A 16,918-nucleotide genomic window follows, 5' to 3' on the forward strand; every position below is an offset into this window, starting at 1 on the left:
TTGGAGAGTACAATGTTTTCAAGATGAAAACAGGGTAGAGGGATCTGCAGTGCATGTAATTAGCAGACAGCCGTTTAACGAGGCTGCCGGAAAATACCCTAATAGCGCATTGGCGCTTCTGGATTTGATGCGGGTTCTGGAAAAAAAGACCTTCAACAGTCCGGATGAAATGAAAAGAGCGATCCCGTCACTGGATAACTTCAAGTACCGTAAAAAGTGGTGGGTTATCGATGTGTCCGGCAATACGTTGCGGCTTATGGCCTTCATTGACTTTGAAAAGCAAAAGGTTTTTGTTAAGCACATTGCGACTCATGCCGAATACGACAAGTTAACCAAGTATTATAGGGAGCATAAAGAATGACTGTTGCCACTCATCTCGACGCCGCCAGTGCCGAAGGCATGATCGCGACATTTGCCAACGCGGTGAAATGCATTCCTCTGATGACGGGCGATAAAAGCGAGGCTGAATACAAAAAAGCGCTTGAGCTGATTGAGTATCTTGTCGATCGCGACGAGCTGAGCAACCCGCTTTTTGAACCGCTTGCGGCCAAAATTACAGAGTATGAAAACAGCGCCCCGGAATTTGAGGCGTTTAACCGCCGCTTTGCGGAGATCCCTACCGGGGTCGCCGCGTTGCGTACCCTGATGGATCAGCAGGGTTTGAAAGCGGCCGATCTGGAAGATGAATTGGGGTCTAAAAGCAATGTCAGCAACATTCTCAGTGGTCGCCGTGCGTTGACTGTGCAGCACATTAAGGCTCTGGCGACGCGTTTTGATGTCCCTGCTGATTTGTTTATCTGATGGGGAGGACGGGTTTCTGGTGACCTGTCTGACCAACCCCTAACGACTGACATCGTGAGACGGCGCCAGTGGCGCCGTTTCTTTTAGCCGTCGTCCTGCCGGGCGTTTTCTTTTTTCGCTGCCCTTATTTCTTACCTGGCTTGTTGCCGGGCTATCGTTTCTGACTCTCTGTGTTAAGGCAAACAAGAACCCGGGCACTGGCCCCCTCCGGCTCCCCGGCGTTGCCGGGTCGTCAGCCCCACTCCGTCAGTTCCGCCGGCTTACCGGCGTCTCAGACTCCGCCGAACCCCTACGGGTTTCGGGCTACCGCTAGGGTCTGATGGCTAAAGGGCAAGACAAGACGCTTGCAGCAGGCTGTCGCCTGCGCCGCTTTCACTGCCCGACCGCTTGTGCGGTCGTTCGCTGATGCCGCCAGGCAAAAGCCTGGCCCTTTCTGGTGTATCCCCTTAGCCCTGGCTACGCGCAAGGCGTCCGCCCCCGTGACTGACCCTGGGCCGGGGCGCCGCCGTCACAAGGGTTCGCTTCGCCGGTATCCTCACCCGTTCGCACTCCCTCCCGTTGGTCGTTCGCTTGCGCGTGCGGCTTGCGGTCCCGCCCTTGTGCCGTCAGCTGATACCCCGTCCCGGTCATGTTGTCACGGCGCCAGTCACCCCGCGCCGGCAAAAAGCCAAAAGGGGTATACACCAGAAAGAAGTCGCAGCGGCTTCTGATTCACTGACTAACGGGAGTGGTTATGTCAACGATCGAACAACAACAGCAAATGGTTTTTTATGTGCCTGAGACAATGTGGCCGGTTGGTGTGGCTATCTGGCTGGATGGGGAGTATGTCACCTCCTGCGGTCAGACCTTGGCACAGTTACAGCAGATCAAGCCAGCTTGTGAACTGGTGGCGTTAGAAGCAGCACTACGTGCAATGAATGATGCGGCAAAATGGCCGGTTCAGCGCATCAGCAAAGACGAATACGTGGAAAAGCTGGAAATGTTGCCGCCGTTGGATTGGCAATTTAGTGCGGGTTATTCGTCCTTCAAAATGATGGAAATGTACAGCGGTAACATAACTGACATTTATGTTCAGTTCGGGGAGGCGTATTTCAAACTGCGCGACCATGTCACGCTGCCGCACAGTCAGATCATGACGCGCGTGAGTGCGTTTCGTGAAACGGAATCGGCGCAGGTTGCTGCCTAAAGTCCATCGTTTCCCGCTGCTATACCGCAGCGGGATATCATTTATCTCGGAGAGCAAAAAATGATTATTGATGATTATATCGAGACGATCGGGCGCTACATCTTGCAACAACGTAATGCGCGTAAAGCGGTGCGTATACCCGCCTTGAAAGTGTTTGAGTGGGCGCAGTTACTACGCTATCTGGAAATTCAGCGCGGTTATACCTGTTAGCTTTATTGTGCCGCCTCTCGGGGCGGCTATCGGGCGCTGCCGGCATTGAGCCGGCGCCTCCCGAATCACCCCGCGCTTGCAGCCGGCTATTCGCCGACGCCGCTTTCACTGTTGCCACAGATTGCGGCAACAATAAGGCGACCTGGCTTTGCCAGGTGAATTATTTCGGTGCCACTCCTTGCCAACAGGCATGGCTCAGAATGTCTTTTGCCGTGACAGACGCTGAGCCGGGGCGTCGATCCCACAAGGGTTCGCTTGCGCCTCCATCCTCACCCGTTCGCACTCATTCCTTTCAGTCATTCGCTTGCGCATGCGGCTTGCGGTGGTGCCCTTGTGGTTTCGTCTTGTACCCCGGCCCGGTCTCAATGTCACAGCACAAGACGCTCCGCGCCCGGCAACGCCGGAAAGGGGAGTAACACCAGAAACAGGGTTTGGGAGAATTAAAATGCAAAGATTATATTCAGGTTTCCGCAGCGCCAATGTCATCCGTAAAGATCGCCCGCTGACCAACGACGAGTTGGCAACATTTGTACCCAGTGTTTTTTCTGAGGAGAAACATGCCTCCCGTAGTGAGCGTTATACCTACATTCCAACGATCAGCCTGTTGGATAAACTCCGGGAAGAAGGGTTCCAACCGTTTTACGCCTGTCAGACTAAAGTTCGTGATGAAGGCAAGAGAGGGCATACACGCCATATGCTGCGCCTGCGCCGTAATGGCTTCGGTCAACATGATGAAGTTCCGGAAATTATTTTGCTAAACAGTCATGACGGCAGCAGCAGTTACCAGATGATCCCAGGTGTTTTCCGTTTCGTGTGCAATAACGGTTTGGTGTGCGGTGATACGTTCGGTGAGGTTCGTGTACCTCACAAGGGGGACGTGGTTGGGCAAGTTATTGACGGGGCTTATGAGGTGCTTGGCTTGTTCGATAAAGTGACGGAATCACGTGAAGAGATGAAATCCATAACGTTAAATCGTGATGAGCAAATGCTCTACGCAGATGCTGCATTGGGTTACAAATATTTCGACACACATCAACCCATTTCCTCAGAGCAAGTGTTGCAGGCAAGGCGCAGAGAGGACAATAACCCGGACTTATGGACAACCTATCAACGTGTCCAGGAGAACATGATCAAGGGGGGGATTGATGGTCGAACTGCGAAAGGGCAACGTAGCAGAACGCGTGCCGTGAATGGAATTACAGGTGATATTAAGCTCAATAATGCATTGTGGAAAATGGCCGAAGCGATGAAAGCATTGAAATAATAATTATAAACAGGCGGCAGTAGTCTGCCGCCCATAAGGATTTTTGTATGAGAAAAACAGTCGAGATAAAGTGGTGTTTAGTGTGCAGCACAATACACATGACGCTTGAAGACAACGCGACTCTGGGGTTGATAGCAAATTGCACGTCTGAAAAATACAACTGGATCATGGAATATGAGTATGGGTTTGTTATTGACCTGTGGGGATACCGATACATAATTTTGAGATTGAAAGCGTTAGGATTGTCAAAGGTATTTAGAAAATTTGTCTATTCGATGATACTCAAGCACGATTTGAACATGATTCAGTTTGATGCTGATGGGGATACAATAGACGAGATACCTACGTATTACTGGTGAAAATCTCTTATTCTCCTTAAGTACATCGAGTGCTAAAGGAGAATGCTGTACACATCTCAGCTAAATCCATCTTTGTGCATACATTTTACCTTTCATCTGGTCACGATATTGAATCGTAACCAGATGATTTTTAGTTTTGTGCCGCCGAGTTACCACTCTGAACTGAATCAGGTTGTGCATTATTTATCGTTTTCAACTTACGTGGTGTTACTGTTTTTCTCTTCGAGGAAACTGTGCTTTTTATAATGTCCTGAATGGAACGTTCACTGACTGTGATCTCGCATGCTTCCAGGGCGGATTTAATGTCCTTGGCGGTGTATCCTTTTTGCGTAGCCAATACAATGATTTTGTCTTTCAATCCTTCCAGAATTTCTTTTCCAGTGAGTCTTTCTTTGCTCAAATCTGGAAGCTCATCAAGCTGAACTTTAGCCAATTCTAATTGCTCTGAGCTGTACTGATTTTTTGCTGCCATGTTCAAGGTCTCCATTCTCATTAATATCAATAACGACAATAGTATACGAATGCCTTCAACGAGCACAACTCCAGAAAAAGTTCTCCCATGGTGTAATGACAAAACAGGCGACATCAGCCATAATACAGATATCCGGTTTTAAAAACGGGACCAGATGTGTTTTGTAGCACCGCCTGCACGCAGTCGGTTCAACAAAACGCTGGGTCAGGGCAGAGCCCCGACACCCCACGAGACTGTTTTCTGACGAGACTAGAAGGGAAAACTCACCATGAGTAAAAGCGAAAGCCGGAACAGAACAGCCCTGCTTCCCAGCATTCGTTGTTTTCCCGAAGACAAAGATGCCGTCATGAAGAAGGCTGACGCTGCAGGCCTCAGCATAGGTGCATTCATGCTTCGTAGCGCGCTAGGTCGTCGTATAGAGGCCAAGTGTGATACAGAGCTGATTATGGAACTCCGGCGTCTTGGTGGCTTGCAAAAGCACTTGTTTAAAGAGGGCGGCGGGGTGATGAGTAAAGAGTATTCTGATGTGTTGATGGCGATCCAGAAGGCAATATTAAAAGTGGGTATGGAGTGAGTTTTACAGCATGATTATTCGAATCCCGGAAAAACGGCGTGATGGCAAGAGCAGCTTCTTACAGCTGGTCGCCTATACCGTTGTCCGCGACGAAGATAAACCCGATACTCCACTGGAACTCGAGCACCCAGGCTGGCGACGCCCGCGTTCGAAAGATGCTATCTTTAACCACCTTATTGATTATATCAGTCGTAATGGCGATGCGGACTTGCAGAAAATCATGCATGCTGATCCTCATGGTCATACCCAGGTGATGTTTGATGGCGTCATGTGTGAGACGAACTGCTTCAACATCACGACTGCATCGGTCGAGATGAATGCAGTCGCACTGCAGAACACGCGTTGCAAGGATCCCGTGCTGCATTATTTCCTGTCATGGCCAGAAACAGATAACCCGTCAACGGAGCACATCTTTGATAGCGTTCGTCACAGTTTATCGGCACTGGGTATGTCGGAACATCAGTACGTCGCGGCGATCCATACCGACACGAACAACATCCATTGCCACGTTGCAGCCAACCGTATTCATCCAGAAACCTATAAAGCTGCCGATGATTCTTTCACTCGCATACGTCTGCAGCAAGCGGCACGTGAACTAGAACTCAAGTACAACTGGACACCGACGAACGGGTTCTTTGCAGTTAACGAGCAGGGCGAAATTGTTCGCTCCAAACGCGAGAAAAGCCTGACTCCCTCTGGTGCCAAGGCATTGGAGTATTACGCCGATGTTGAAAGCCTCCATACCTACGCCGTCACTGAGTGTGGGTTTAAAATTGATGAGGCTATGGCCGATCCTAACTTGGCGTGGAAGGATGTTCACCGCATTTTAGTGAATGCCGGGTTAGCGTTGAAACCGAAAGGGAAAGGGCTGGCCATCTATTCTATCGACAATCCCGAGCTTCCTCCGGTGAAGGCAAGTAGCGTTCATCCTGACCTTACGCTGGGTTGTCTGGAGAAAGATCTGGGTCAGTTCCAGCCCCTGGAAAATGTGGGTAACTATACTAAAAATCACACTACGACAGCGACTGATGCCATTGTGCATGAGTTCCGGTATGAGCCAACATTGCATGCGCGTGATTTGACTGCCCGGCTCGAGCGTCGCCTGGCGAGAGCAGATGCACGTGCAGATTTGAAAGCGCGTTACCAGGCGTATAAACACGCCTGGAAACGACCAAAGTTAGATGCAAGTGTCGTCAAACGACGCTACCAGAATGAGTCAAAACGCTTTGCCTGGCAGAAGGCGCGAGCAAGAGTCGCCATTGGCGATCCGTTGTTGCGGAAATTGACGTACCACATTATTGAAGTCGAACGCATGAAAGCCATGGCAGCATTGCGTCTCGCGGTTAAGGGCGAACGTGCGGCCTTCAAAGCCGATCCCGCTAACCGTCGACTGTCTTACCGTGCATGGGTTGAGCAGCAGGCCTTGAGTCATGATCAAGCCGCCATCGCTCAGCTGCGTGCATTTGCGTATCGCATGAAACGGACACAACGTACCGCACCGATATCAACCAACAGCATTGTGTGCGCCGTGGCTGACGATACACCGGCCTTTGCATTAGACGGTTATGCCACGCAGGTTACACGTGATGGGACGGTGCAGTATGTGCGTGATGGTGGTGTCGAGCTTCAGGACAAAGGTGAGCGGATCGAAGTGGGTGATCATCGCGTGAATGAAGGTGAGCATATCGCCGGCGGGATGGCATTGGCAGAGAATAAAAGTGGGGAGCATCTTAAGTTTGAGGGTGAATCTGATTTTGTTCAGCAGGCGTGTTCCCTGGTTCGCTGGTTCAATGAAGGAGGGGATACACCTCTGCCATTGAGTGATCCGCAACAACGAATGATGGCAGGTTATGACGCGTATTCTCAGGCTATTTCAACGGGGGACGGGCAACATACACCTTCTGCCGCTGAACAACCCGATGTCGAACAGAGCAAACCCCGCTCGGGATATTGTCCTCAACAGTGATCGTTACGACAAAAAAAGCCGGCTGCAGTTTTCACTGCGCCGGCTTTTTATTGGGTCTTCAGTTGTACTAGCTCAGACCTGAACTGACAGTTTCCGCGGATAGAACACAATCTTATCTGACAGTCGGCTTCGAGCTGTGAGTTCAACGGGGCGATGCAACGCTATCCTTAATCAAGGGGGACGTTGCCATGAAACAAAGTTCATGCGCGCGGCGATGAAGAGCCAGCGCTCGATTGATGTAATCTCCGGGACGGATTGGTCTTCTATTGAACTTTATTGTTCTATCCGATGGACAATTGAATCTTGGGAGGATCTGTTCTTTACCCGCAGACTAGCTACCGTTTCCCCTGCGATTTGGTTCTAGATATAGAATGGTTGACCTGCTCCCCATAGATTATCTCATCGTTACGTTAGCAACGTCCGCTCCTGGCACAGAGCTGCCTGTAAGATTGAGTCTGGCTCTGTGCCATACTTTGTCAGGTCAAGTCTGAGCTAATACAGTTCAGTTGAGGTGTTTGTGCAGCTGTTGCAGCGCCGGTTGGTAAGTTAGCCAGGCGTTACTGTCGTTGCCATTTATCTCAGTGAATATGGCCATCATACGGTGCATAATCGCATCGTGTTTATCGGCATCGAATTGTTCCTGGGCGACAAAGAGATTAAGCAATCTGGTGCACTCATCACGCAGGTTCTCCGCCCGCTCAGTTGTCAACACCGGTCTGGTGTCATCTTCCCTGGACTCTGTTTCCGTCAGAGCCATCAACATCATTGCACACAGTCTTACCAGTTCAGTATAGCCGCGCCGATAGTCCAGGCTTTTGTCACTCATACCGGTGCCTCAGTAGTTAGGGGGAAGTGGTTGGCTTTCCAGCCATAGTCGTTCGAATTCTTGTTGATAGACTGTCACCAACTGGGGTTGGTTGCGTACTACCAGTACATTCTCCGCATTGCGCTTATCCGCACTTGAGGAGTAGTTGTAACTGCCGGTTTGCAAGGTATGACCGTCAGCCAGAATTATCTTGTTGTGAAATATAGCATATTTGTCGTTGAGGCGGACGTTGAGGCCACTGTTGGCCATAAACGTTACTGCAGTATAGTTATCGCTGTTGGCTTTGCGGTCCGCGATAATTCTAACGGTGACACCTCTTTTTTTTGCGGCAAGTAGTGCCCTGGCGATACCCTTGTCGGTAAACGAATAGGCTTCGACATTCAACGTCTGTTGTGCCTGGTTAATCACATCCAATACGGAGGCTTTGGCTGAGTGAGAAGGGGAAAAGGCTACGCTGAATGTTGGTGAGGCCTTTACGGGAAGCGAGACGAATGGCACCGCCAGCAGACATGCTAGTGTGAGCGGTCGAATAAAAGAGCGTTGCATGTGGTTCTCTCTAGCGGAAAGTGATTTCGTTTGTGCCGGCGTTCGCCAATGACTGTGCGACTTCTTTTGATACGCGGATGGGTTTAGGAGGTGCTGGCAGCTGACGCCAATTGCGTTTGTTCTGATGCAGAGCTTCTCTGGCCGCTTCAAACAGCAACACACCACGTTGGGTTGGTGAATAACTGACGTCGGCGCGGTTGTCCAGGTCGAGTGCCACTGCAGCAACGCGTTTGAGTACGGGATCCATCATGCCAGCAGATGTTGTTGTATCCATTGCCTGCTCGAGGCGTTGAAGGATGCCATCGATCTCCTGTGCGGCAGGCGGTAATTTGCGCTTTAATGACGGGGTCAGGGTAAATAGCTCAGCTACGGTGGGTGTTTCCACGTCGATGAAACGGTTGATACGCATCGGTAGTGAGGACGTCATTTTCTGGTCATCCGGGATATAAATGGCATTACTCGGTACCAGCGCGCTTTTAAAGGAAATCATGCCTTCACCGGGGCTCATATCTTTCAAGTCACCAAGATCTAGCCGGTCTTTTTCACGAATATAGTTATTGGCTGCATCTTCGTAGTTAGGCGTAATAAACCCGCCAGCCTGTTCTACTGAGCCCAGTTCTGCATAATACCCTTTACCTCCGGTGATCCTGGCCAGTTCGAACGTGTCCTTTTCATCCTGCAGCGTCATGAACCACTTGGTTAGCAGGTTGGCGTTTACCGTCATGTATTCGCCTTTGTGTTCGGCGATAAACCTCTGAATATCCTGGGCAGAAACAATGAGCATATATCCCAGACTTCGCATCTGGCTTGCCAGGTTGTCCATACCCGGGCCAAAGTAGGCACCCAACTCATCCATGGCGATCGGGTAGGGGAACTTACCACTGTATTTTTTGACGATCAGTACATCGTTCATCATCCCTTCGAGCTCGCAGCCCAGGTCTCTGGCCATGGTCATTCGGATGGCTGAAATGTACAACTTACCGATATTGGATGCTTCACCCTTGGAGAGTTCCAGCGCGGGTATGGTCGTGCAGAGAATGCGATCGTTGTGCAGTACGTCTTCGATATCAATATCACCGGCATCGGTTGAGAAGATGTGGCCGTAGAGGTCGTTAAACATGGTCAACATACGGTTGAACTGCTGGATCAGGTACCCGTGTTGATCGTATACCCCTTGTTCCCACTCCGATGGTTTGTTAATCAACTCGATGCGGAAACCAGCCAACGTGTTGAAGTAATTCTCCAATGGATTGTATGCCTCACGATGCCAACCGTCTCGCTTGGCTTCTTGATAGAGATCAGCAAGTTTTCGCAGGGGTAAATACTCCTGGATGACCTTTTGGGATATGCGACGTTTTTCCCGTTTGCATTTGTAATAGATGGCATAAACCAAGGCAGATAGCATTGATTTTGCTTTGTCCTGCCAGCCCTGATCTCCACTGCCGGCGGGCGGCAACATGGATTCCATCAGCTGGATGATAAACGTGGTGTTCGCGGTTCCGAACAGATTGATAGTGTTTGAGGGTTGCCGCTTTTTATCATTGAGCAACAGCTGCAGTAGTTTGTCCCTTCCCCCAGTCATGAAATTGAGCACATAGAAATCATCTTCGCGGCCAAAGCGACGAGCCAGAGACCACATGGCGAAGGCCAGTGTGTTCTGGCCCTTACCGTCCGAATAGCAGATCCCACGTCCCCAGCATATTGAATTCAGGAAGACCGACAAGAGAGCCTCCGTTTTACCCGAGCCCGTGGTAGCCAATAGCAGCATATGCCGCAAAGCGTCGTCCAACGTCAGCCATATCTCTCGTGCCAAGCCTTTGCCGCGGGCATACCCAAGGCACATTACACCGGCTGCCGGCAGGTATTTGCGGGTGCGAACCACATACCGGAAAAATCCGCCGAGACCTTTGCGGTACTTGGGCATTTCACGTTCTGTGGTTAGATCCATGCCGCCAATGTCCGTTGGCATGCGTAATGGCATACGAAACGGACGATCGGCAAACAGCATGATCAGAAGTAGCAGCCCGGGGACGGTAAGTAACAGTGTGGCTGGCATAATGAAGCCCACAATTAAGCCAGCGAGCAGACTGAGTTGAACCCCCATCGGAGAAAGTAACGCATCATTTATAAAGGTATAACCTAGCGGCCTGCGCACCCGGCGCGGGTCGACTTCTACAGGGCGTGTCATGAGTAACCTCAATCAGGGAAAGATCGGATGGCTGGTATTACTGGACGGTCGATGAGTTCAGGAAGGCTTCCAACGCATCGTCACTTTTCAGTGACTGCAGGGGGATGTAGCGACCATCATCTGCCAATAAAGAAGGCGTGCCCGGGAGTGTGTAGTAATCAAAGGCAACGTCATTTTTGGCGATTGCTGCTTCCCCTGCTTCACATGATGCAGGTTGTGGGGCGCTTTCACCTGGCGCTAAACCGGCGTCTGTGCGGAACAGTGATTTCCATAATGCCAGACGTGTCGAAGGGGCCTGGCACAAGATAGGACTCACCAGATTCAGGGTCTGTTGCTTACCAACAAGGGTCACCGGGAAAATCTCAACATTGTATTTTTCTGACAGGGCTTCTAATGCCGGTTCAATGATCTGGCAGTTGTGACACAACGGGTCGGCAAATACATACAGCGTGCGTGGATGGCCTGATGACAGTGCGATCGTATATTGGCCGCTTTGGGCTGTTTTACGCAAAATCTCTGCCGTTTTTTGATAATCAGCGGCTTTGGGGAGGGCGCCTGCTGGTTCAACCTGGCGGATAGTTGGCGTCGAATCAGCTGATAATTCTACTGCTGGGGCTGGTTGGATCGGAACCACCGGAGAATTAGGTACAGAGATCACCGGCGTTTGAAATACGGGTTGTTGGTTCGCCGGAATAAGGAGGGGTCTGGTTCCAGATGCACCAAGGTTCCAGGCTGTGACAATAGCCATGGTAACGGCGGCACCGAGAATGACACCTGCGGTCAGTTTCCCACACTGAACCCTCCTATCGCGCCGACGAAGTACGGCTGCGTTTATCGCACGTAATATTGTCTGGGCGTCCTCAGGGGATGTTCCGTGATGGATGATAGCTTGGTGCAGATCACGGCTATCGTGGTAGATGTCGTTATCTTTAATATAAAAACGGGAGTATGTACCCAGTTCAAGTATGGCGATTGCCTGATCGCTGCCGGATTTTCGTGAGTAAACAGACAGGGTTTTACCCTGCAGGGATGCAGTAAAATGAGTATTCTGATCCTACCCACGTAATGTGGACACGGCCCTAAGCGAGGTTCTGGTTTTCAAACTGTTGCGGGCTGAGGCCACCACAGGCACTGTGACGACGCCACCGATTGTAATCACACTCGATATAATTAAACACCGTCGTCCGCATTATTTCCCTGCTGATAAAGCGTTCCCCGTGGATACATTCCACTTTCAGCGAATGGAAGAAGCTTTCCGCGCAGGCATTGTCGTAACAACATCCTTTGGCACTCATGCTACCGTGCAGATTATGCCGCTCCAGCAGCGCCTGATAGTCCACCGAACAGTATTGCCCGCCGCGATCTGTATGGACAATGACATTTCCCGGTCGCTTACGTCGCCAGAGTGCCATCTGCAGCGCATCGCAGGCCAGCTGCGCTGTCATCCGCGACGACATCGACCAACCGATGACAGCCCGCGACCATAGGTCAATCACCACCGCGAGGTACAGCCAGCCCTCATCGGTGCGAAGATACGTGATGTCTCCTGCCCACTTCTGATTCGGACCACTCGCGTAAAAATCCTGTTTCAGCAGATTTTCAGACACCGGCAGGCCATGTTCTCTGTAGCTGACCGGGCTGAACTTCCGAGCAGCCTTTGCACGAAGTCCCTGACGTCGCAGGCTGTCGGCAATGGTTTTGACGTTGTACTCAGGCAGTTCGCCAGCGAGACGAGGCGCACCATAACGCTGTTTTGCCTCAGTGAATGCCTTACGGACAGCAGTATCACAGACGAGCCGGAACTGCTGACGTGGTGTTATCTGCTGACGACGCAGACGCCAGGCATACCAGCCGCTGCGGGCGACCTGCAGTACCCGGCACAGGTTTTTGACGCTGAACTCAGCCCGATGATTTTCGATAAAGACATACTTCATTTCAGGCGCTTGGCGAAGTATGTCGCGGCCTTTTGGAGAATGGCCAGTTCCTCATCCCGCTCAGCCAGTAGTCGCTTAAGGCGGGCATTTTCAGTAGCCAGTTCGCTTTCACGTTCAGACGATGTCAGTTGCTGTTGTTGCTTACTGCGCCACGCGTAGAGCTGAGATTCATACAGGCTGAGTTCGCGGGCAGCGGCAGCAACACCGATACGCTCAGCAAGCTTCAGGGCTTCGTTGCGGAATTCAGGCGTATGTTGCTTGCGGGGCTTTTTGCTGGTTGATGCTGATTTTGTCATGAGTCACCTCTGGTTGAGAGTTTACTCACTTAGTCGCGTGTCCACTATTCGCGGGTAGGATCATTCATCTATTGTTTCCTGTTAAGACGGGCGTTGTGTTCTGGGGCGAGTGAATGTGCGAGTTTTGACGGGGTGTTGCTCAGGCGAACGTGTTGTTGCAATGGTGGCCTCGGGTATAGCGGTTTCTTGATTGCGCAAAATCACCACATCTCCCACTTCGTCTTCCATATCAGCATCTGGTACGCATTCAATAGGCTCGGTAGCTGATTTTTCTTCTATGGTTAACCCCAGGTTCCGCAAATCAATTTCCAAGCCATGGATAGCCTTGTCCATTCGACTTTCTGGCATAGGCACTGACACTCTGAGTCGTTCTGATACTTCCCCAACCAGGGTTTCCCATTTTGAAACGGCAATCACGCCGGCACCTTCAACAAAGACTTTCGGTCGGCCGGTCGAGGTCAGGGCATACCACAATGTGCGATCGAGACCTTTTAGCCAGCGAAAGCGCGGACCGGGCAGGCGTAAGTCTTGGTCATGTAAAGCGAACATTGCGGTACGGGTAGTGCTATGTCGACCTAGCCAGGCTTTTGCCTCGGGGGTGCTGATCACGCGTTCGAAGGCTTTGGTCGCCAGTCCTAAAACTGGATACCCCTTTTTTCCTCTATCACGACGGCTTTTGATGAGGCAGGAGCGGTTCAAGCCATCCAGCAATTTCTCAGCCCCCTTGCGGTCCTTTAAGAATGCCTGAAGCCCGAAAGCAGCGACTAAGGCACGCTCATGGGAGCTAAAACTGGATGCATCTTTGAGTGGGGCACCCAACTGCTGTTCGAAGACGATGCGAGCTCTTTCATGATCAAGGCGTTCACCGATCACCAACTGGTGTTGTTTGGCAAATTCTTCCGGTGACTGCGCACTTCGATGCTCTGGTGGGTCACAGTTCAGCAGTTGTGTTTCTTTATCGCCGTAGCACAGGGCAGGTACAATATTGGGGGAGAACTGCGACATAATTTTAGGTAGGGAATATACGTTAATATCTCTTCGTGTTCGGTTACTCGCATGATTGCGGACTGCAATCATGCTCCCTACTACAATCACTGATAATGGTGCTAACAAAATGCCGGCTGTTCTGTTCATCACGTTAATAAACTCACTCCAACTGAGGTCGTTAACGCGATTTGCCGCCCAAGCTAATAAATTCAATCGTTCAGCAACATAACTGTGGTTTCGCGGGAAGTCGCAAAGAGACCAGAGTTGATAAATTATCCAACAACTTCCATACATGATGGGGGGCTGGTATATCCACATTAAAAAGCAGATCATGAAAAAGATAAGAAATATCATGAGTCCGCGCTCCTGGCCTTGAGGTGGCGGAGTGGCTGTTCTTGTTGCCATATACTTTCCTGATAAAAGGATGCCCGCAAGGAAGCCATACGGGTTATAAGGGGGATTACACCAAGTAGGATTTTTTCTTCAACAAAGAAAAAGCGCCGGTTAGGGCGCTTGAAATGGAGGGTGGTATTATTAAAGTGCTAGTGATTTTTTTTGTACAAATTCGCTAAAATTATTTCCAGCATCTCGCTCTGGTCGATAAGTAGATGAAAGTAAGACATCAAGATTATGGCCTAACTCCATACACTTTCTTTCATTATCGACGCCGACGGTGAAATTTGATAAAAGAACATCATTGAATTTCAATGTGAGCATATTCCCTCTGCACTCATATCCAGTCAGGTCAGCAATGCTCATGCCTTTATAAATGGACTTGGTGGTTGAAACCAAGAGCATGGTTCCATTTTTTGTATCCACACCAAAATAATTACCGTCATAGAGAGATTTAACTTCATATCCATCTGTTGGGGTGAAGTTTTTGCAAAAATAACCGCTTATAATCAGGGCTGCTTTTGTATCTGACTTTTTATTTATACGATAAAATGAATAAATACAACTAAGCCCAAGAGCCAAGAAAGCATAGGGCCATAGAGGGTTGGTTCGAGAATCAGAGACGATGAAGAGCGCAATGGAGGAGAATATTAAATACGCTCCGGCGCAGAGTAAAGAAATTAAAAGTAAGGTTTTTAAAAACACTCTCGATTTTATCATTTTATGCCATCTCCATTTTCGCTGTTAGATCCCCTATGGTTGAATTTTACACCAGGCGATCTCTGTAGTCCATGTGAAAAACCAGCGAATATGCTTTTTGTTGACTCAACCATACCACCAAGAATGCTGGCTGCTTCTCGTCCGCCTAGCCAAGAGATAATGTAATCTGGCATGGTTACTTGCAAACTAAAAACACGCGTCACCGTCGTTGTACAAATACGAGCGTAAAGCATAAGGATTCCAAGAAGGGAAAATATTCCAGTAATTGAATTAGCTTGAACATTGGCAATTGTTGGGCCGAACATCATGTTTAATAATGAACCTAAACCTACTATCATGATGCTGGCGAATACGAAGCCAAAGACCATTAACATTGGCCTAACCATCACATCAATTAGAAATATGTAACCATAAGCTGACCTGTGTCCTCGATCTCCCTCGGAACCAATGTGAGTTGCTGCCCATAGTGTTCCTCCTGTCGCACCAACTAATACACTAACAAGCCAGTTCGCTGCTGCAGCAAGCCAAAAGATAAAAGGAATGAATGGCAAGTAAATTGATAAATTGAAACCGATCCCAAATAGCAAAAATAATATAAAGTAAACAAAAGGAGACAATGCGTCCAAAACGGCAGCAAGTCCTTCAGTTGCATTCATCGAGAATGCGCCAATTACTTTCCCCCAAAATCCGTTTGTAGAGACCGCCGCTGCCACTTTGGCAACTGTAAACACCCCTAAGGTGGCCTCGGCAGTTCCTAGCGTAATGTCCCCAATGAATTTCATTTTTAACAAAGGGTTCATTTGATCACTATCAATACCAGAAGTACCAAGGTTAGAGGTGGCAATGGTATTTGTTAGCTTTTGCATATATGAACCTGTTATACCAACGAATACTGCTGATGGTTCAGATGCATCAATGGCTTGTTGAGTATCTTTAGCCCCTTGTGTCCCCAGTGGGGGTGTGTAGGGGGAGTTCTGCAGTTGAGCTTTGTAGGCTGTTTTTATATTGGAATAGTTGTCGCTAGCTCCCAAATCACCCAGGCCAGACATACCTGAAATTACAGGCTTTAACTGGACTGCGTCATTGAACTTGTTATTGGCCGTGGCAAACGTTTGGTACCAAGATCCGAGTGCCAGCCAACCATTTTTCTTCAACTGGGCCGAGAGAACGGAAGCCAGTTCGTCGGAGTGCCCTTGTGCTTTCAATGCCTGATTTATTCTGTCTTCATAGGCTCGCGCCGCTTTCTGGATGTCAGTTTCAGCATCTGGTAATGATCCACTGCCATTCACCTGTTTGTTGGCCAGAGCAGAAACAAATTGTGATGCGTCCTGTGATAATGTGTTTTGCATCTCGTTCATGGCACTGCGCTGAGCATTGATTATGCTGTCTGTGTTCACGGGAACGGGGAATAGCCAGCTGGTCGTCTGGTCTGCCAGGCTTTCCGGTAGCCGGGCTGAACCACACAAAGCGCTCCCGTTGCCGATCTCAAAGCCGTCAGGTAGTGACTTGATACTCATCAGTGGAGTACCACCCTGGCCATACTGTTGGTACATGTTGCTGAGTTCCGAATTAACCCCATACATGCATAAATTCATTTCGTAAATCGCCCGGGCAGCACTCACTGTCTGTGGTGCAACGGGTTGTACCACCAGGGAGTAACCCTCTTCCAATAAATCCACAATTCGATCAGTTACTACATTGGCGCTGCCTATCCCCATGATAGAAGCTGCCCAAAGGAAGATGAGCTGCGCCAAGGACCAACCAGAGACCGTAGGTACCAGGGTTAGGAACCCCGCGGTCGTTGTGACTGGGCCGACCATTGAGCTGCCCTGGTTGAATATTTTCCCGTGCTGTCCGGCTTGCACCAGATGTTTGACAGTGACCAACAAGAACCAGACGACAGCAATGGCCATGACTATCCCGTTAAATACAAAGAATAGCTGACCGATCATGCTTGATTCAGTTGATAATGGGTTGGTGACAACGTCACCAAATATCATAACCAGAATTTGGCGAGACAGGTCACTCGACCGTTTAGCTGCTTGTTCTATGGTGTCAAAACTGACCGCAGTATCGGCCCAGGCACTGGCCGTAAACAGGCACAGCAAAGCGCCGGCCATCAATTTTCGTATGGCTTTCATAGGATGCTCGTTTTTGGAGGCAATTGCCTGGCGGGCGCCAGGAAGGAAAGGTGTT

General features: G+C 49.8%; 17 protein-coding genes. 8 read left to right on the top strand and 9 right to left on the bottom strand.

The features are described 5' to 3' along the window. Nucleotides 1–49 precede the first annotated feature (49 nt). The 6 genes from SERS4_RS0100510 (at nt 50) to SERS4_RS0100535 (ending at nt 3,820) form a co-directional block, all read left to right on the top strand. Nucleotides 50–361 (top strand): type II toxin-antitoxin system HigB family toxin, encoded by a 312-nt coding sequence (locus SERS4_RS0100510; protein ID WP_017891116.1) that lies wholly within the window; start codon nt 50–52, stop codon nt 359–361. Then, nucleotides 358–801 carry a type II toxin-antitoxin system HigA family antitoxin gene (locus SERS4_RS0100515; RefSeq protein WP_017891117.1) on the top strand — a complete coding sequence of 148 codons (444 nt, stop codon included), beginning with the start codon at nt 358–360 and terminating at the stop codon, nt 799–801. The genes SERS4_RS0100510 and SERS4_RS0100515 overlap by 4 nt, the downstream gene beginning before the upstream one ends. A 733-nt stretch (nt 802–1,534) precedes the next feature. Then, nucleotides 1,535–1,987, top strand: a complete 453-nt coding sequence (locus tag SERS4_RS0100520) for a hypothetical protein (protein WP_017891118.1) — start codon at nt 1,535–1,537, stop codon at nt 1,985–1,987. Nucleotides 1,988–2,047: 60 nt separating this feature from the next. After that, a complete protein-coding gene (locus SERS4_RS26850; RefSeq protein WP_017891119.1) occupies nt 2,048–2,197 on the top strand; it encodes a hypothetical protein in 150 nt (49 codons plus the stop codon). 445 nt (nt 2,198–2,642) lie between these two features. Continuing rightward, the gene (locus tag SERS4_RS0100530; RefSeq protein WP_037410062.1) at nt 2,643–3,461 is read left to right on the top strand and encodes a DUF932 domain-containing protein; all 819 of its coding nucleotides are present in this window, start codon (nt 2,643–2,645) and stop codon (nt 3,459–3,461) included. Nucleotides 3,462–3,508: 47 nt separating this feature from the next. Then, a complete protein-coding gene (locus SERS4_RS0100535; RefSeq protein ID WP_017891122.1) occupies nt 3,509–3,820 on the top strand; it encodes a DUF5983 family protein in 312 nt (103 codons plus the stop codon). Nucleotides 3,821–3,950: 130 nt separating this feature from the next. Here the strand turns inward: SERS4_RS0100535 and SERS4_RS26855 are convergent, their stop codons facing one another. Beyond that, nucleotides 3,951–4,292, bottom strand: a complete 342-nt coding sequence (locus SERS4_RS26855) for a mobilization protein MobC (RefSeq protein ID WP_216594069.1) — start codon at nt 4,290–4,292, stop codon at nt 3,951–3,953. 268 nt (nt 4,293–4,560) lie between these two features. On the opposite strand from SERS4_RS26855, the gene mobA reads away from it, so the two are divergent. Beyond that, entirely contained in the window at nt 4,561–4,866 is a 306-nt protein-coding gene (mobA, locus tag SERS4_RS0100545; RefSeq protein WP_017891124.1) for a plasmid mobilization protein MobA, read from the top strand. 10 nt (nt 4,867–4,876) lie between these two features. Beyond that, nucleotides 4,877–6,832: a TraI/MobA(P) family conjugative relaxase gene (traI, locus tag SERS4_RS0100550; RefSeq protein WP_017891125.1), complete on the top strand. Its 1,956-nt coding sequence runs from the start codon at nt 4,877–4,879 to the stop codon at nt 6,830–6,832. Nucleotides 6,833–7,334: 502 nt separating this feature from the next. On the opposite strand, the gene SERS4_RS0100555 is transcribed toward traI, so the two are convergent. The 8 genes from SERS4_RS0100555 to SERS4_RS0100600 form a co-directional block, all read right to left on the bottom strand. Next, the gene (locus SERS4_RS0100555; protein ID WP_017891126.1) at nt 7,335–7,658 is read right to left on the bottom strand and encodes a hypothetical protein; all 324 of its coding nucleotides are present in this window, start codon (nt 7,656–7,658) and stop codon (nt 7,335–7,337) included. 9 nt (nt 7,659–7,667) lie between these two features. Further along, nucleotides 7,668–8,204, bottom strand: coding sequence for a phospholipase D family protein (locus SERS4_RS0100560; protein ID WP_017891127.1), 537 nt, complete (start codon nt 8,202–8,204; stop codon nt 7,668–7,670). Nucleotides 8,205–8,214: 10 nt separating this feature from the next. Next, nucleotides 8,215–10,392 (bottom strand): F-type conjugative transfer protein TrbC, encoded by a 2,178-nt coding sequence (gene trbC, locus SERS4_RS0100565; RefSeq protein WP_026142136.1) that lies wholly within the window; start codon nt 10,390–10,392, stop codon nt 8,215–8,217. Nucleotides 10,393–10,429: 37 nt separating this feature from the next. After that, entirely contained in the window at nt 10,430–11,140 is a 711-nt protein-coding gene (locus tag SERS4_RS0100570) for a hypothetical protein (RefSeq protein WP_156816626.1), read from the bottom strand. A 331-nt stretch (nt 11,141–11,471) separates the two neighbouring features. Beyond that, a protein-coding gene (locus tag SERS4_RS0100580) for an IS3 family transposase (protein WP_156816620.1) occupies nt 11,472–12,622 on the bottom strand; the annotation gives its coding sequence in 2 pieces (ribosomal slippage) (nt 11,472–12,364 and nt 12,364–12,622; 1,152 coding nt in all). Nucleotides 12,623–12,703: 81 nt separating this feature from the next. Next, nucleotides 12,704–14,014 carry a conjugal transfer protein TrbA gene (locus SERS4_RS0100590; protein WP_156816627.1) on the bottom strand — a complete coding sequence of 437 codons (1,311 nt, stop codon included), beginning with the start codon at nt 14,012–14,014 and terminating at the stop codon, nt 12,704–12,706. Between the two features lie 129 nt (nt 14,015–14,143). Then, nucleotides 14,144–14,722: a hypothetical protein gene (locus SERS4_RS0100595; RefSeq protein WP_017891132.1), complete on the bottom strand. Its 579-nt coding sequence runs from the start codon at nt 14,720–14,722 to the stop codon at nt 14,144–14,146. Continuing rightward, the gene (locus SERS4_RS0100600) at nt 14,719–16,863 is read right to left on the bottom strand and encodes a DotA/TraY family protein (RefSeq protein WP_017891133.1); all 2,145 of its coding nucleotides are present in this window, start codon (nt 16,861–16,863) and stop codon (nt 14,719–14,721) included. The genes SERS4_RS0100595 and SERS4_RS0100600 overlap by 4 nt, the downstream gene beginning before the upstream one ends. Nucleotides 16,864–16,918: the final 55 nt, after the last annotated feature.

Source organism: Serratia sp. S4 (genome assembly GCF_000347995.1).
In the GTDB taxonomy this organism is placed as follows: Bacteria; Pseudomonadota; Gammaproteobacteria; order Enterobacterales; family Enterobacteriaceae; genus Serratia; species Serratia quinivorans.

Excerpts from the sequence above, each read along its gene's own strand:
- SERS4_RS0100515 (WP_017891117.1), top strand. The coding sequence starts at position 358 with ATGACTGTTGCCACTCATCTCGACGCCGCCAGTGCCGAAGGCATGATC.
- SERS4_RS0100520 (WP_017891118.1), top strand. The coding sequence starts at position 1,535 with ATGTCAACGATCGAACAACAACAGCAAATGGTTTTTTATGTGCCTGAG.
- SERS4_RS26850 (WP_017891119.1), top strand. The coding sequence starts at position 2,048 with ATGATTATTGATGATTATATCGAGACGATCGGGCGCTACATCTTGCAA.
- SERS4_RS0100530 (WP_037410062.1), top strand. The coding sequence starts at position 2,643 with ATGCAAAGATTATATTCAGGTTTCCGCAGCGCCAATGTCATCCGTAAA.
- SERS4_RS0100535 (WP_017891122.1), top strand. The coding sequence starts at position 3,509 with ATGAGAAAAACAGTCGAGATAAAGTGGTGTTTAGTGTGCAGCACAATA.
- SERS4_RS26855 (WP_216594069.1), bottom strand. The coding sequence starts at position 4,292 with ATGGCAGCAAAAAATCAGTACAGCTCAGAGCAATTAGAATTGGCTAAA.
- mobA (WP_017891124.1), top strand. The coding sequence starts at position 4,561 with ATGAGTAAAAGCGAAAGCCGGAACAGAACAGCCCTGCTTCCCAGCATT.
- traI (WP_017891125.1), top strand. The coding sequence starts at position 4,877 with ATGATTATTCGAATCCCGGAAAAACGGCGTGATGGCAAGAGCAGCTTC.
- SERS4_RS0100555 (WP_017891126.1), bottom strand. The coding sequence starts at position 7,658 with ATGAGTGACAAAAGCCTGGACTATCGGCGCGGCTATACTGAACTGGTA.
- SERS4_RS0100560 (WP_017891127.1), bottom strand. The coding sequence starts at position 8,204 with ATGCAACGCTCTTTTATTCGACCGCTCACACTAGCATGTCTGCTGGCG.
- trbC (WP_026142136.1), bottom strand. The coding sequence starts at position 10,392 with ATGACACGCCCTGTAGAAGTCGACCCGCGCCGGGTGCGCAGGCCGCTA.
- SERS4_RS0100570 (WP_156816626.1), bottom strand. The coding sequence starts at position 11,140 with ATGGCTATTGTCACAGCCTGGAACCTTGGTGCATCTGGAACCAGACCC.
- SERS4_RS0100590 (WP_156816627.1), bottom strand. The coding sequence starts at position 14,014 with ATGGCAACAAGAACAGCCACTCCGCCACCTCAAGGCCAGGAGCGCGGA.
- SERS4_RS0100595 (WP_017891132.1), bottom strand. The coding sequence starts at position 14,722 with ATGATAAAATCGAGAGTGTTTTTAAAAACCTTACTTTTAATTTCTTTA.
- SERS4_RS0100600 (WP_017891133.1), bottom strand. The coding sequence starts at position 16,863 with ATGAAAGCCATACGAAAATTGATGGCCGGCGCTTTGCTGTGCCTGTTT.